The organism is Bradyrhizobium sp. SEMIA (assembly GCF_014844175.1).
In the GTDB taxonomy this organism is placed as follows: Bacteria; Pseudomonadota; Alphaproteobacteria; order Rhizobiales; family Xanthobacteraceae; genus Bradyrhizobium; species Bradyrhizobium arachidis.
In genome coordinates this window covers 3,681,560-3,695,769 of record NZ_CP046601.1, presented here as the reverse complement: position 1 = coordinate 3,695,769, position 14,210 = coordinate 3,681,560, and the positions used below count along the sequence as shown (strand labels likewise).

The window sequence follows — 14,210 nt, the reverse complement described above, 5'->3', positions numbered from 1 at the left end:
ATCATGCGCAAACGAATACGAGGCGCATGGCGCAATCTTTCTCGTTTGTATAAGCTCGCCTCAAGCACAGCGACGACAGAGGGGACCGGGTTATGACGCGCGAATTGTTCTGGCTGACCTGTACGGTGATCCTGACCGGGATCCTCTGGATTCCCTACACCATCAACCGCTGCCAGGTTCGGGGGCTTAGCGGCGCCTTGGCCAACCCCTCGCGCGGCGACAAGCCGCAAGCCGAATGGGCGAACCGCCTAATGTTCGCCCATGACAACGCGGTCGAGAACCTCGTGCTGTTCGCACCGCTGGTGCTGATCCTGAACGCGATCGACTATTCCTCGAAATGGACCGTGCTCGCCTGCGCGGTCTATTTCTGGTCGCGCGTCGCGCATCTGATTGTCTATGCGCTCGGCATCCCGGTGTTCCGCACCCTCGCCTTTACCGTCGGCTTCCTGGCGCAGGCCGTGCTGGTGCTGGCAATCTTCAGGGTATTCTGATCGCGCGCCCCCGACGCGCGGCAACGCTTAGCAATGCATCACGAAGCCAACCGGGACTTTCTCCAGTTCCAGGACGTCGACGCGAACACGATCAGATCGATCGTCGACCGCGCGCAAGTGCTCGCGGCGGCCTGGCGCGACCGCGTCATGCCGCAGCCGCTCGCCGGCAAGCGCGTCGGGCTCATCGTCGACGATGGCGGATGGCGCAATACCACCGCTTTCGACCTCGGCATCCAGGCGATGGGCGGCATCTGCGTCCATGCGCCGGTCAGGCTCAATGCCGCCGAGGCCACCGCCGATCTCGCGAAATATCTCGACAATTGGTTCGACATCCTGGTCGTGCGGACACGGGAGCTGTCGGCCTTGCGAGAGCTCGCGGCCAGCGCGGAAGCGCCGGTCATCAATGCGAGAACGCGCTCGAACCATCCTTGCGAGACGCTCGGCGATCTCGCCTATGTCAGGAGCAAGCGAGGGCATCTCGACGATCTCAAGGTCGTTGGCGTAGCGCCCGATGCCAATATCCTTCGGTCCTGGGTTGAAGCCTCGATCGCGCTGCCGATCAAGGTGACCCAGGCCTATCCGTCGGACTGGCATGTCAGGGATCTCGCCAGCCCGAACTTCACCGCCACGACCGATCTCGACGCCTTGTTCGATGCGGACGTGATCATCACGGACTGCTGGCCTGTCGGAGCACAGGACGATCAACTGGCGAGCTACCGGATATCGGCCGCGACCCTGAACCGGTGCCGCCCCGACGTGATTTTCCTGCCCTGCCCGCCCGTGACCAGAGGTCAGGAGGTCAGCGCCGATGCGACGTCGCATCCGGCCTGCCAGAGCCCGCCGGCAAAGGCCTATCTCCTGCACGCGCAGAATGCGCTGCTCGAATGGACGGTCGCGTAAAGGCGGGGGAAGGCTCGCGACCGGTGCAAGCCGGGTCTTCGGGCGCCGGCGAGCGCCGCCATGTTGCCGAGCGACAACACCGCGGACGAAAACGACAGCCTGCCGGTTTGCTCGCACAGATTGTCACTCATCCACAGTTATATTCACCCATCTCAATTGATTGATTCGGGGCTGACATGAATTGGAAGATTGCATCCGCGCTTGGCGCCCTCTCTCTGGCCGCCTTCGCGACCGAAGCCGGTGCCGCAGATCTCGCCGCCCGGCCCTACACCAAGGCGCCGCCGATGATCGCCGCGATCTACGACTGGAGCGGTTTCTATATCGGCGCCAACGGCGGTTACGGCACGTCACGCAAGTGCTGGGACCAGACGGTCGGCTTCGCCCCCGGCGTATCCGAAGGCTGCCATGATGCGACCGGCGCCGTTGCCGGCGGCCAGGTCGGCTACCGCTGGCAGAGCAGCACCTTCGTGTTCGGCCTCGAAGCCCAGGGCGACTGGGCCGATCTCTCTGGCCGGAATACGAGCACCGTGCTCGGCGTCGCCAACCGCACCCGCGTCGACGCCTTCGGCCTGTTCACCGGCCAGGTCGGCTACGCCTGGAACAACGCGCTGCTCTACGTGAAGGGCGGCGCCGCCGTCACCCGTGATCGCTACAGCGGTATCGGTACGGGCGGTCTGGCTGGGGCGGAGTTTGATCGTGCCAACGAGACCCGCTGGGGCGGCACTGTCGGCGTCGGCTTCGAATACGGCTTTGCCCCGAACTGGTCGGTTGGCCTCGAATACGACCACATGTTCATGGGTCACCGCGACGTCACCCTGCTGGCGACCGGCCTGGCGGCGCCTGCTGCCGGCACGTTCTCGCGCACCGAGCGCATCGGCCAGGACGTCGACCTGATCACTGCCCGTATCAACTACCGGTTTGGCGGGCCGGTCATCGCGAAATACTGAGCGCACCAACCTCGTAGTCGTCATGCCCGGGCTTGCCCCGGGCATCCACGTTCTTCCTTGATCGCGGCAACGCGTGGATGGCCGGGACAAGACGGGCCATGACGCGGCAGAAGCGCGCCCTACTCCTCCTGCAATCCCAGCATCAGCCGCATGTTCTGCACGGCGGCACCCGAGGCACCCTTGCCGAGATTGTCGAGCCGCGCGACCAGCACCGCCTGGTGATACTTGTCGCTGGCGAAGACGTAGAGCTCGAGCATGTTGGTCTCGTTGAGGGCCTCCGGCTCGAGCCGGCCGCCCTTGGTCGCCTCGTTCTGCAGCGGCATCACCTTGACGTATTTCGACCCGGCATAGCGCTTGGCCATCGCGGCTTGGAGGTCGGCACCACCAGGCCTGCCCGGCAGCGTGTCGAGCTGCAGCGGGATCGAGACCAGCATGCCCTGCCGGTAATTGCCGACCGAGGGGATGAAGATCGGCCGCCGCGTCAGGTTCGAATAGAGCTGCAGCTCCGGCAGATGCTTGTGCTCGAAGCCGAGGCCGTAGAGCTCGAACGACGGCGCGCTGCCGTCCTCGAAGCTTGCGATCATCGACTTGCCGCCGCCGGAAAAGCCGCTCACCGCGTTGACGGTGATGGGATAATCGGAAGGCAGCAGACCCGCATCGACGATCGGCCGCAGCAGCGCGATGCCGCCGGTCGGATAGCAGCCGGGATTGGAGACCTTGTTCGCGGCCTTGATCTTGGCGGCCTGGCCCGGCGTCAGCTCGGGGAAGCCATAGGCCCAATCGGGCGCGACCCGGTACGCGGTCGAGGCGTCCAGCACCTTCGGCGCGGAATTGCCCATGCTGTCGACCAGCGCCACAGTTTCCTTGGCGGCATCGTCGGGCAGGCAGAGGATGACGAGGTCCACCTCTTCCATCAGCGCCTTCTTCGCCACGGGGTCCTTGCGCTTGTCATCGGCAATGGTCTTTACCACGACGTCGCTCTGGAGCTTCAGCCGCTCGTTGATGCCAAGGCCGGTGGTGCCGGAGCCGCCGTCGACGAAGACGGTGGCCGGCTTCTTCGGAGCGCCGGTGGTCGGGGCTTTGGTGGTTTCCGTGAGGCTCATGGCGCGCTCCTTTCGAGCATGTTGGTTTCGTTCACGAAGGCCTCCGGCCTCACGTCCTGCATCAATTGCGCGATCTCTCTGGCGTCGGCAGCAGGCTGTGCCCCGAGCGCATTGGCGATCGCCGCATAGTCGGCGTCCGACTTGTGCTGGTTGAGCTTGAAGCTGCCTTCAACCTCTTCAACCGTCATGACCAGACCCACGATCCCCTTCTTCAACGCCTCGAGCCGGCCCGCCGTCATCTTGGCCGAGGTCCAGGGCTTCTTCGGCAGCAGCCAGTTCTCGAACTTGTCGCTGAGCGTATCGATCTGCACCGACAGCTCGTCGCCCGACAACAGCCGCACTGGCCCGCTCAGATGCACCGACTGGTACAGCCAGGTCGGGACCTGGTCCGGCGAGACGTACCAGTCCGGCGATACATAGGCATCGGGGCCGTTGACCGCGAGCAGCCACGAGGCATCGCCGCCCGCAAGCTTTAGCAGCGGATTGTGACGGGCGACATGAAAGGCGGCCTGCGGCGTGCCGTCGGCGGCATAGGTCAGATAGAACGGCAGCGACGAGGCCACCGGTTTGTAGCCGTCGAAGGCGCACATGGTGCCGAAGCCGCGCTCCTCGGCGAATTTCAGGCTCGCGGCGCGGTCCTGCTTGAAAAATGGTGGCGTGTACATCGTGGTCTCCTGCTGGGCCTCCTTGGGGGGCCGCCGGATCAGATCGCGCTGACAGGAGAGAGAATGCCGCGGATCGGATCCAGCGGCAAAGACGATGATCTCAAACGCGATCGACCGCCCAAACCGCACAGCTGCGGCGGCGGCGACGGGCGAACAGGATGGTCGCGGCGTTGATCATGGCGCGCGGCTATAAGGCCGGCGGGTTCCAGGGTCAAGTCCAAATGCGTGGCGCCCGAGGGCGGGATGCCGCAGGCGCGATGGCAGGATGTCATCGGACCGCAGCGGAATTTCCTTTAACCGTAGGGGTTCCGGAGAAAGACCGACGCGCCACAGCCTGCCGGTCCTTAGTCTTTCGAAAACCCAGCCCAGGACATCGCCATGACCGAGATTACCCGTCGCGCAACGCTGGCCGGTGCCGCCGCCTCGGCGCTCCTGCCCTTCGTGAAGACCTCGCCCGCGAGCGCCGCCGCGCCCCCGGCGACCGCACAGAATGCGAGCTTCTACCGCTACAATGTCGGCACCCACCAGGTCACGGTGGTCTGCGACGGCGTCGCCACCGTCAACCTGACTGACAATTACGCGGCCGGCGCCAGCAAGGACGACATCAACAAGATCTTCGCGGAAAACCATCTGCCGACGGACAAGGTCACGCACACCTTCAATCCGGTCGTCGTCAACACCGGGCCGAAGCTCGTCGTCATCGACACCGGTCTCGGACCCGACCAGTTCACGCAGACGAAAGGCAAGGTCGGCCAGTTCCACAACAACCTCGCGGCCGCCAGCATCGACCGCGCGGCGGTCGACACCGTCATCATCTCCCACTTCCACGGCGACCACATCAACGGCCTGCTCGCTGCCGAGAACAAGCCGGCCTTCCCCAACGCCGAGATCATGGTGCCGTCGACGGAATGGAAGTTCTGGATGGACGACGGCGAGATGAGCAAGGGGACGGGCAATCCGATCCTCGAGGGCAACTTCAAGAACATCCGCCGCGTGTTCGATGCGCTCGGCCGCAAGGTCACGCAATACGAGTCCGGCAAGGAGGTTGCGCCCGGCATCACCTCGGTGGCGAGCCCCGGCCACACGCCCGGCCATAACTCCTTCATCGTCGCCTCCGGCGCGGAGAAGGTGCTGGTGCAGGTCGACATCACCGCTGGCGCGGCGTTCCTGTTCGTGAGGCATCCCGAATGGAACATCGCCTCCGACGTCGACAAGCCGCTGGCGCAGGAGACGCGGCGCAAGCTCTACGACATGGCGATCGCCGAGAAGATGCCAATCCAGGCCTTCCATGCCGCCTTCCCCGGTCTCGTCCGCGTCGAGAAGGAAAAGGACGGCTCGGGCTATCGCTGGATCCCGTCGATCTGGAACGCTTCGCTGTAAGCTACGCCTTGCGCCCTGACCGGGCGGCGTGCCGCCCGGTCAGAACAGGCGCCAGAGCCATTCCATCAGCTTGGCCATCACGTCGCCGAACAGCAGCAGCGCCGCCGCCCAGATCAGTGCAGAGATGAAATTGGCGGCCTGAAAGCTCCAATACGGCATCTCGAAGATGCCGGCCGCGAGCGGCACCGAGGCACGCAAGGGCCCGAAGAAGCGGCCGATGAAGATGCTGGGCACGCCCCAGCTGCGCACGAAGGCCTCGCCCCTTGGCAAGAGTTCCGGATAGCGCGAGAGCGGCCACATCTGCGCGACCTGCTCCTTGTATCGATAACCGAACCAGTAGGAGACCCAGTCGCCGAGCGCCGCCCCGAGGCCGCCGGCGATCCAGACCGGATAGAAGCTGATCCCGCTCGCCCCGATCAGCGCGCCGATCGCCACCAGAGCGCCCCAGGCCGGGATCAGCAGCGAGATGAAAGCCAGCGACTCGCCGAAGGCGAGCAGGAACACGATCGGGGCAGCCCAGGCCTGGTGAGCGCGCACGAAGTCGGCCAGGGCGTGCGCAAACTGCTCCATTCAGAAATAGCCTTCCCGCCCTGCCTCAAGGTGCTGCTCGATGAAAACGACTGGTAAGCCAAGGACTTGTGTGACATCAAGTCACAAAACCGGCGCCAAACCGGACCGGCACGTCAAATTGCCGGGAATTGGCGGGCCTGCGGCGTAAAATCGCCGGGATTGGCTCCCACCCACACCCCCTTGGCCGGCATGCGGTGACCTCTATAGGTGAGCCGTGGCATAGTCGCCCGAACCGATTCGCCGCCTGCGCGACCCTCAAAACACATCAAGATATATGTCCAAGCAATTGAAAACAAAAGGCAAAGACGATTTGTTCGGCGGCAACGAGCCGAAAGCGCGTCAGAGCGCCGCGAAGCCGGCTCCGCGCGCGAGCGGTGGCGAGGCCGATTACACCGCCGCCGACATCGAGGTGCTCGAGGGCCTGGAGCCAGTGCGGCGTCGGCCCGGCATGTATATCGGCGGCACCGACGAGAAGGCGCTGCATCACCTCTTCGCCGAAGTCATCGACAACTCGATGGACGAGGCGCTGGCGGGACACGCGACCTTCATCGGCGTCGAACTGAGCGCCGACGGGTACCTGACCGTCACCGACAACGGCCGCGGCATCCCCGTCGATCCGCATCCGAAGTTCCCGAAGAAGTCGGCGCTCGAAGTCATCATGTGCACGCTGCATTCGGGCGGCAAGTTCGACTCCAAGGTCTATGAGACATCGGGCGGTCTGCACGGCGTCGGCATCTCCGTGGTGAACGCCCTCTCCTCGCATCTCGAGGTCGAGGTCGCGCGCGGCCAGAAACTCTATCGCATGACGTTCGAGCGCGGGCACCCGAAGGGCAAGCTCGAGGATCTCGGCAAGATCAACAACCGCCGCGGCACGCGCACGCGCTTCAAGCCCGACACCGACATCTTTGGCGCCAAGGCCGCGTTCAAGCCGCAGCGCCTGTTCAAGATGACGCGCTCCAAGGCCTATCTGTTCGGCGGCGTCGAGATCCGCTGGAACTGCGCGCCCGAACTGCTCAAGGGCGTCGAGGACGTTCCGGCCGAAGCCACATTCCACTTCCCCGGCGGCCTCAAGGACTATCTTGCCGCCGCGATCCACGCCGACACGCTGGTGCATCCCGACATCTTCTCCGGCAAGTCGGGCCGCAACGGCTCGCATGGCGCCTGCGAATGGGCCGTGGCCTGGACCGCGGATGCCGACGGCTTCCTGTCGTCTTACACCAACACGGTGCCGACACCGGATGGCGGCACGCACGAATCCGGCCTGCGCAGCGCGCTGCTGCGCGGCCTGAAGGATCACGCCGAGCGCGTCGGCCAGGGCAAGCGCGCCTCGTCCATCACGTCCGAAGACGTGATGGTGGGCGCGGCCGTGATGCTGTCGGTGTTCGTGCGCGAGCCGGAATTCCAGGGCCAGACCAAGGATCGTCTGGCCACCGCCGAGGCGCAGCGCATCGTCGAGCAGGCGATGAAGGATCCGTTCGACCATTGGCTGTCGGGCAATCCGAACATGGCCAACCGGCTGCTCGACTTCGTGATCGACCGCGCCGAGGAGCGGCTGCGCCGGCGACAGGAAAAGGAAACCGCGCGGAAAACCGCAGGCAAGAAGCTGCGCCTGCCCGGCAAGCTCGCCGACTGCACCGATGCCGGCACCGAAGGCTCCGAGCTCTTCATCGTCGAGGGCGACTCGGCGGGCGGCAGCGCAAAGCAGGCCCGCGACCGCAAGACGCAAGCGGTGCTGCCGCTGCGCGGCAAGATCCTCAACGTCGCCTCCGCCGGCAAGGACAAGCTGACGGCGAACGCCCAGCTCTCCGATCTCGTGCAGGCGATCGGCTGCGGCCAGCTCTTGCATTACCGCGAAGAGGATCTGCGATATCAGCGCATCATCATCATGACCGACGCCGACGTCGACGGCGCGCACATTGCTTCGCTGCTGATCACGTTCTTCTACCGGCAGATGCCGCGGCTGATCGACGAGGGCCACCTCTTCCTCGCCGTGCCGCCGCTCTACAAGCTGACGCACGGCTCGAAGTCGGTCTACGCCCGCGATGACGCGCACAAGGAAGCGCTGCTCAAGAGCGAGTTCAACGCCAACGCCAAGGTCGAGGTGAACCGCTTCAAAGGTCTTGGCGAGATGATGCCGGCGCAGCTCAAGGAAACCACCATGGATCCGAGCAAGCGGACGCTGCTGAAGGTGGTGCTGCTCGCCGACGACCGCGACACCACCGCGGATTCGGTGGAGCGCCTGATGGGAACCAAGGCCGAGGCGCGCTTTGCCTTCATCTCCGACAAGGCCGAATTCGCGAGCGAGGAGCTGCTGGACGTCTGAACTAGGCTCCAATGCCTTGCAGAAAGCCCCGGCCGTCGGCCGGGGCTTTTTTGTTGCAGCCAGGCCTCAGCATCGCCGCGAGAGAGCGACTCGGCCAACGACTCAGGGTCGCCAACGGCCGAGGCAGGCCTGCCTCCATTTCGGACAACGGCGATCTGCTAACGAAAACTTACTCAGGGCACGCAGACCAAAACCCGAAACAAAATATTGTAATTACTACGCTTTTTAGGCCTTCGCCGATCACGTATCAAAACCCGACCGAAGGGCGTTTTCCGGCGACTGTGCCTGCGCAGCAACAGCATTTCGGGGAGAACCGTCTATAGTCCGGGCATCAGATGACACGGACTTCAGTGCGCTCGCGCCTGCTACGACAGACAAAGGTTGGGGATTTTAAGATGAAGAAGATTTTGCTCGCTCTGACCGCTGTTGCGGCAATGACCGGTTCGGCCTCGGCGGCCGACCTTGCTGCGCGCCCCTACGTGAAGGCCCCGGTTGCGGCTCCCGTCGCCAACTGGACCGGCTTCTACATCTTCGGCGGCGGCGGCGGCGGCCTCTCGAACGCCGACCAGCGCGTCCAGACCACGGTCGGCGCCGTTCCGCTGACGATCGATCAGCGCCAGGGCGGCTCGGGCTGGTTCGGCACCGTCGGCCTCGGCTATGACTGGCAGTTCAACAGCACCTGGGTCGCCGGCGTGTTCGCCGATGGTCAGTTCGGCAGCATCCGCGCCACCATCCAGGATCCGATCGCTGGCATCACCGGCAGCCAGAAGCTGGAAGACTCCTGGGCCGCTGGTGTGCGCCTCGGCTGGCTGGTTGCTCCGAACGTTCTCACCTACGTCAACGGCGGCTACTCCGGCGCTCACTTCGGCAGCACCAATTTCCTGACGCTGGCGGGCGCTCCGGCTGGCATCCACCTCAACGGCTACAACCGCAACGGTTGGTTCGTCGGTGGCGGCGTCGAGAACAGCCTGAACTTCTTCGGCATTTCTTCGCCCGGCTGGTTCATGAAGACCGAATATCGTTCGGCCTTCTACAACGCCAAGACCCAGAACGAGCTGTTCGATGCCGGCAACGTGCTGGTTGGCCGCGACATCCGCGCCAACAGCTGGAACCAGACGATCTCGACCTCGCTGGTCTACCGCTTCAACTGGACCGGCCCGGTCGTCGCCAAGTACTGAGCGACCAAATACTGATCCGAACGCAAGTTCAGACGTCAAAGCCCCGGCATCGCCCGGGGCTTTTTCGTTGCGCGGTGCATTCCTCGCGCTGATTTTGAATCCGCGCACACGCTCCGATACAGGGCACGGCGGCGGAGCCCAGCCCCGTCGCCGCAGGCGTTGCGCAGATTTCGCGTCGTTGCTGGCCAGCAACAGTCTTCCGCCTGGAACTCGTCTATCCCTTTGGAACAGATCGAATGGAATCGCATCGCGGTTGCGGCGAGACGATCGGGGCTGAGGGAGCAGGAATGAAGAAGCTGGTGATTGCATTTGCGGCGGCGGCTGCATGCTCGGGAACCGCCACGGCAGCCGATCTCGGCGCCCGGCCCCTCAAGGCCGTCGCCCCAGTGCCGGTCGCAAGCTGGACCGGCTTCTACGTCTTCGGCGGCGCCGGCGGCGGGCTGTGGAATGCGGACAGCAACGTCTTCAGCGACGGGGCCGTTGGCTTCTACGGGCCGGCAGGCACGCGACTCACGCGTGATCAGCGGCTCGGCGGCAACGGTTGGTTCGGCACGGTTGGCCTCGGTTACGACTGGCAGTTCAACAGCAAGTGGGTGACCGGCATCTTCGCCGACGTTCAGTTTGGCGATCTCCGCGGCTCATTCGTGGATGCTGTGTACGGCGCTGAGGGCACCGCAAAGCTTCGAACGAGCTACGCGGCCGGCGCGCGACTTGGCTATCTCGTGGCTCCCAATGTCCTTTCCTATGTGAATGCCGGCTACTCCGGCTCCGAGTGGTCGGGCAGCACCCTGTCGACCCTGACCTTGCCGACCACGACCATCGCAACGACTCCATCCTTCCGCCGCGATGGCTGGTTCATCGGCGGCGGCGTCGAAAACAACCTCGACATCTTCGGCATCGCGGCCCCCGGCTGGTTCATGAAGACCGAGTACCGCTCCGCGTTCTATGACCGCATCACCCTGCCGGAAACCGCCCTTGCCGGCGGATCGACGGGCACGACGACGACGTTCAAGCCCTGGGTGCAGACCATCAGCACCTCGCTGGTCTATCGCTTCAACTCGACTGGATCGGCTGCGGTCGCCGATCCCGCCCCACGGCTCTACGCGAAGGCGCCAGCAGCCATCTCAGCTCCGAGCTGGACCGGCCTCTATGTCTTCGGCGGCGGCGGCGGCGGGCTTTGGAATGCTGACAGCAACGTCATCAGCGATGGGACCTCCGGCGGCTTCTTCGGGCCGGCCGGCACGACACTGTCCCGCGATCAACGGGCCGGCGGCAGCGGCTGGTTCGGCACGGTCGGCATCGGATACGACTGGCAGTTCAGCAAGTGGGTGGCGGGTGTCTTCGCCGACGGTCAATTTGGCGACATCCGCGGGTCCCTGCCCAGCAATGCCTTCGTCAGTTTCGAAGGCCGCGAAAAGCTCCGGACCAGCTACGCCGCTGGCGCACGGCTCGGCTACCTCGTGGCTCCGAGCGTACTGTCCTACGTGAATGCCGGCTACTCCGGCTCCGAGTGGTCAGGCACCACGCTGTCCACGCTCGACCTGCCTGCCACCGACACCTTCACGACGACGTCCTTCCGTCGCGACGGCTGGTTCGTCGGCGGTGGCATCGAGAACAACCTCGACATCTTCGGCATCACGGCCCCCGGCTGGTTCATGAAGTCCGAGTACCGCTCCGCCTACTACGACCGCATCACCCTGCCGGAGACCATCGTGCCCGCCTTCGGCGGCGGACCGAGCGGCAGGGCGACAACGTTCAAGCCGTGGGTGCAGACCATCAGCACCTCGCTGGTCTATCGCTTCAACGCGACCAACGCGGTGGTCGCCAAATATTGACCAGGTACTGACCGAGCCGAGTCTCAAACGTCAAAAGCCCCGGATCCTCCGGGGCTTTTCTTGTCTCGCTCAGCGGCTGACACTCGCGTTGAGCGACCGGTAGGCCCGCGCGAGCTGCGCCTCGATCTCGCCCCAATCGGAAGCGGTGATGGCCGCACCGCGCGCGTCGCGATAGGCCATGGCTTCCGCCCGTACGATGCCGAATTGCCAGATGCCTGAATCCGGGATCCTGCCATAGGTGAGCTCGGCCACGCGCGCGATGGTCAGGCCGTAGTCGCGCGGATCGACCGCTTCGCGGCGAGCCTGCCACCAGTCGAGCTCGAGACGCGCGGCCTCCTCGACATCGAACGCCGTGGGCGCCGCGGAGGAAAGCTCTCCATAGTAGACGATCAGCGGCGGCAGCGCCGCGTCGGCCTCCTGCCGCGAGCGTGTCGGCTGGAATGTCCTGGCTGCCTCGGCGGCGCTGATCGCGATCCGCAGGCCCTTCAGTGGCGAAAAGCCGAATTGCGTTCGTGTGGATTCGTAGAGGTGATAAAACAGCGCGCCATATCGCTCTTCGTAATAGTCGCGCCACATCGCCGTCTCGAGCCGCGCCATCTCGGCCGGATCGAAGGCGCGCAGATCCGCATGGCGAGGCCAGGCCACGTAGCCGGCCAGCAGCGCCGAGACGATGACGGCCGCGACGAGTAGCCTCTTCAAGTGCATGGCAGCACCTTCCGACGGGGACGGCCATTGTATCAGCACCACAGCTACGGCTAGTCTGTGTCGAAGTTTTCGTGGCGGCGGCCGAATGATGCCAACTTCGTTCATGCCGCGGCGCGACAGAAGCAGAACCGAGGGAGGAGCGCATGCGCAGATTTCTGCTTGTAGCAGGCCTGTTTGCCCTCGCCGTCGGGCTGCTCTGGATCGGACAGGGAACGGGCACCGTTCCCTGGCCGCGATCGAGCTTCATGGTCAACCAGCTGCAATGGGCCGGCTATGGCGCCGCCATGGCCGGCTTCGGGCTGGTGCTGATCTGGCAGAGCAACCAATAGAAGAAACCAGGGAATACAAGCATGACATCCAGCCGGTTCGATCTCCGCGGCAAGGTCGCGATCGTGACGGGAGGCAATGGCGGCATCGGTCTCGGCCTCGCCCACGGACTGGCCGACGCGGGCGCCGACATCGCCGTGGTCGGACGCAACGAAGCCAAATCCGCCGCTGCCGTGGCCGACCTCAAGGCGCGCGGCGTGAAGGCGATCGCGGTCGCCACTGACGTAACCGACAAGGTGGCGGTCGCTGCCATGATCGACCGTGTCGTCAAGGAGTTCGGCCGGATCGACATCCTCATCAACAATGCCGGCATGAGCATCCGCAAGCCGCCGCACGAGCTCGAGCTCGACGAGTGGAACAAGGTGATCGACACCAACCTCACCAGCGCCTTCGTGTGCTCGAAGCTCGCCTATCCGGCGCTGAAGGCGTCCGGCAACGGCAAGGTGATCAACATCGGCTCGATGATGTCGATCTTCGGCGCGAGCTTCGCAACCGCTTATGCGGCGAGCAAAGGCGGCATCGTGCAGTACACGCGCGCCTGCGCCAATGCCTGGGCGCCCGACAACATCCAGGTCAACGCCATCCTGCCGGGCTGGATCGACACCGACCTCACGCGCGGCGCGCGGCAGCAGGTTGCAGGTCTGCACGAACGGGTGCTGGCGCGCACGCCTGCGGGCCGCTGGGGCGACATCGACGACTTCGCCGGCATCGCGGTGTTCCTCGCCTCGCCCGCCTCGAACTTCGTCACGGGCACCGCGATCCCCGTCGACGGTGGATTCTCGGTCATGGCGTGAGGCGCCACGCTCCATGAAAATAGCCCCGGCGCGAAGGCCGGGGCTATCGAATGTCGTGGACGTGGACGAGCGTCAGTATTTCGCGACGACTGGGCTTCCCCAGTTGAAGCGATAATTGATGCCGGCGCGCACGATGTTGTCGGTGAGATGGGTCGACTGGAAGGTACAGCACCCCGTCGCAGTCGCCTGGAAGAACCCCTTGCTGCCCAAATCCATATAGAGGTATTCGACCTTCGCCGACCAGCTTGGCGCAAAGGCCCATTCGACACCGGCGCCAGCGGTCCAGCCGGCAAACGTCTGTGTCTCCGTGGCTCCGATACCAGCCGGCGAACCGGCGGCAGCCGTCGGATCGAACTCATGGATACGCAAATCCGCGAAAGCGCCACCCGCGGTGCCGTACAGCAGCACAGTCGGTGTGACAGTGAAGCCGACGCGGCCGCGGATCGTCGCGATCCAGCTCTGCGACACGTCTTCCCTGAAGGTCGGCACGAACGGCGGGCTCACCAGGTTGGAGCTACCCGTCTTGCCAGACCACGATCCGTCCCCCTCGATGCCGAACACCCACCGGTCGCGCTGATAGTTACAACCGATCGTTCCACCGACCAGACCTCCGTTGACGTCGCCTGAAGTCTTGAGGGCTCCGGCAGTCCCATTGTCCAGGCCATTGTTCGTACCGTTGCTGATCGCGCGATCACGGCCCCAGGACCAGCCACCTTCCACGCCGACATAGCAGCCGGTCCAATTGTACACCGCGACCGGCGGTGGCATGGGGGGAGCCTTGACCGCCATGTCGGCTGCGCAGGCCGCGCCCGTCGCCGCGAACAGAAGTGACATTTCGGCAGCGAAAGCCATTGCCGTTTTCATCGATGTCCCCTTCGGAAAAAAACTGCGAGAAATGGAATCGTGTCGATGAGGCAGCTTATGCATCGCCAATTTGGACGGCGATGACGAACTAGCGGTTCCCGCTGGTTTCCAGGCGCTATTCGGGAAAA

The 14,210-nt window shown here is 64.6% G+C and carries 14 protein-coding genes; 9 read left to right on the top strand and 5 right to left on the bottom strand.

The window, feature by feature from the left end; genetic code table 11:
* Positions 1-92 precede the first annotated feature (92 nt).
* The 3 genes from FOM02_RS18060 (at position 93) to FOM02_RS18050 (ending at position 2,338) form a co-directional block, all read left to right on the top strand.
* On the top strand, positions 93-491 hold the full coding sequence (locus FOM02_RS18060; RefSeq protein WP_027557881.1) for an MAPEG family protein: 399 nt from the start codon (positions 93-95) through the stop codon (positions 489-491).
* 33 nt (positions 492-524) lie between these two features.
* Entirely contained in the window at positions 525-1,391 is an 867-nt protein-coding gene (locus FOM02_RS18055; RefSeq protein ID WP_265441947.1) for an ornithine carbamoyltransferase, read from the top strand.
* Positions 1,392-1,567: 176 nt separating this feature from the next.
* Positions 1,568-2,338, top strand: a complete 771-nt coding sequence (locus FOM02_RS18050; protein WP_027557879.1) for an outer membrane protein — start codon at positions 1,568-1,570, stop codon at positions 2,336-2,338.
* 119 nt (positions 2,339-2,457) lie between these two features.
* Here FOM02_RS18050 and argC read toward each other — a convergent pair whose 3' ends face one another.
* Together argC and FOM02_RS18040 are read right to left on the bottom strand one after the other, a co-directional pair.
* On the bottom strand, positions 2,458-3,441 hold the full coding sequence (argC, locus tag FOM02_RS18045) for an N-acetyl-gamma-glutamyl-phosphate reductase (protein WP_027557878.1): 984 nt from the start codon (positions 3,439-3,441) through the stop codon (positions 2,458-2,460).
* A complete protein-coding gene (locus FOM02_RS18040) occupies positions 3,438-4,106 on the bottom strand; it encodes an FMN-binding negative transcriptional regulator (protein WP_027557877.1) in 669 nt (222 codons plus the stop codon). Before FOM02_RS18040 ends, argC begins: the two co-directional genes overlap by 4 nt.
* A 378-nt stretch (positions 4,107-4,484) precedes the next feature.
* Between FOM02_RS18040 and FOM02_RS18035 the strand changes: the two genes are divergently transcribed.
* Entirely contained in the window at positions 4,485-5,486 is a 1,002-nt protein-coding gene (locus FOM02_RS18035; RefSeq protein ID WP_027557876.1) for an MBL fold metallo-hydrolase, read from the top strand.
* 39 nt (positions 5,487-5,525) lie between these two features.
* Here FOM02_RS18035 and FOM02_RS18030 read toward each other — a convergent pair whose 3' ends face one another.
* Positions 5,526-6,056: a DedA family protein gene (locus FOM02_RS18030; RefSeq protein ID WP_027557875.1), complete on the bottom strand. Its 531-nt coding sequence runs from the start codon at positions 6,054-6,056 to the stop codon at positions 5,526-5,528.
* Positions 6,057-6,330: 274 nt separating this feature from the next.
* On the opposite strand from FOM02_RS18030, the gene parE reads away from it, so the two are divergent.
* The 3 genes from parE (at position 6,331) to FOM02_RS18015 (ending at position 11,392) form a co-directional block, all read left to right on the top strand.
* Positions 6,331-8,379, top strand: a complete 2,049-nt coding sequence (gene parE / locus FOM02_RS18025) for a DNA topoisomerase IV subunit B (RefSeq protein WP_027557874.1) — start codon at positions 6,331-6,333, stop codon at positions 8,377-8,379.
* A gap of 395 nt (positions 8,380-8,774) precedes the next feature.
* Complete coding sequence (locus FOM02_RS18020; protein ID WP_027557873.1) at positions 8,775-9,557, top strand: outer membrane protein; 783 nt, start codon at positions 8,775-8,777, stop codon at positions 9,555-9,557.
* A gap of 287 nt (positions 9,558-9,844) precedes the next feature.
* On the top strand, positions 9,845-11,392 hold the full coding sequence (locus FOM02_RS18015) for an outer membrane protein (RefSeq protein WP_027557872.1): 1,548 nt from the start codon (positions 9,845-9,847) through the stop codon (positions 11,390-11,392).
* Between the two features lie 69 nt (positions 11,393-11,461).
* Here the strand turns inward: FOM02_RS18015 and FOM02_RS18010 are convergent, their stop codons facing one another.
* On the bottom strand, positions 11,462-12,097 hold the full coding sequence (locus FOM02_RS18010) for a hypothetical protein (RefSeq protein WP_027557871.1): 636 nt from the start codon (positions 12,095-12,097) through the stop codon (positions 11,462-11,464).
* A gap of 143 nt (positions 12,098-12,240) precedes the next feature.
* Between FOM02_RS18010 and FOM02_RS18005 the strand changes: the two genes are divergently transcribed.
* Positions 12,241-12,426 (top strand): hypothetical protein, encoded by a 186-nt coding sequence (locus tag FOM02_RS18005; RefSeq protein WP_027557870.1) that lies wholly within the window; start codon positions 12,241-12,243, stop codon positions 12,424-12,426.
* 21 nt (positions 12,427-12,447) lie between these two features.
* Entirely contained in the window at positions 12,448-13,218 is a 771-nt protein-coding gene (locus tag FOM02_RS18000; protein WP_027557869.1) for an SDR family NAD(P)-dependent oxidoreductase, read from the top strand.
* A gap of 72 nt (positions 13,219-13,290) precedes the next feature.
* On the opposite strand, the gene FOM02_RS17995 is transcribed toward FOM02_RS18000, so the two are convergent.
* On the bottom strand, positions 13,291-14,070 hold the full coding sequence (locus tag FOM02_RS17995) for an outer membrane protein (RefSeq protein WP_051395238.1): 780 nt from the start codon (positions 14,068-14,070) through the stop codon (positions 13,291-13,293).
* Positions 14,071-14,210 lie beyond the last annotated feature (140 nt).

Bases quoted from the DNA above. Each gene is read 5' to 3' on its own strand.
- parE (WP_027557874.1), top strand. From the start codon at position 6,331: ATGTCCAAGCAATTGAAAACAAAAGGCAAAGACGATTTGTTCGGCGGC.
- FOM02_RS18000 (WP_027557869.1), top strand. From the start codon at position 12,448: ATGACATCCAGCCGGTTCGATCTCCGCGGCAAGGTCGCGATCGTGACG.
- FOM02_RS18015 (WP_027557872.1), top strand. From the start codon at position 9,845: ATGAAGAAGCTGGTGATTGCATTTGCGGCGGCGGCTGCATGCTCGGGA.
- FOM02_RS18040 (WP_027557877.1), bottom strand. From the start codon at position 4,106: ATGTACACGCCACCATTTTTCAAGCAGGACCGCGCCGCGAGCCTGAAA.
- argC (WP_027557878.1), bottom strand. From the start codon at position 3,441: ATGAGCCTCACGGAAACCACCAAAGCCCCGACCACCGGCGCTCCGAAG.
- FOM02_RS17995 (WP_051395238.1), bottom strand. From the start codon at position 14,070: ATGGCTTTCGCTGCCGAAATGTCACTTCTGTTCGCGGCGACGGGCGCG.
- FOM02_RS18010 (WP_027557871.1), bottom strand. From the start codon at position 12,097: ATGCACTTGAAGAGGCTACTCGTCGCGGCCGTCATCGTCTCGGCGCTG.
- FOM02_RS18050 (WP_027557879.1), top strand. From the start codon at position 1,568: ATGAATTGGAAGATTGCATCCGCGCTTGGCGCCCTCTCTCTGGCCGCC.
- FOM02_RS18060 (WP_027557881.1), top strand. From the start codon at position 93: ATGACGCGCGAATTGTTCTGGCTGACCTGTACGGTGATCCTGACCGGG.
- FOM02_RS18005 (WP_027557870.1), top strand. From the start codon at position 12,241: ATGCGCAGATTTCTGCTTGTAGCAGGCCTGTTTGCCCTCGCCGTCGGG.
- FOM02_RS18030 (WP_027557875.1), bottom strand. From the start codon at position 6,056: ATGGAGCAGTTTGCGCACGCCCTGGCCGACTTCGTGCGCGCTCACCAG.
- FOM02_RS18020 (WP_027557873.1), top strand. From the start codon at position 8,775: ATGAAGAAGATTTTGCTCGCTCTGACCGCTGTTGCGGCAATGACCGGT.
- FOM02_RS18035 (WP_027557876.1), top strand. From the start codon at position 4,485: ATGACCGAGATTACCCGTCGCGCAACGCTGGCCGGTGCCGCCGCCTCG.
- FOM02_RS18055 (WP_265441947.1), top strand. From the start codon at position 525: ATGCATCACGAAGCCAACCGGGACTTTCTCCAGTTCCAGGACGTCGAC.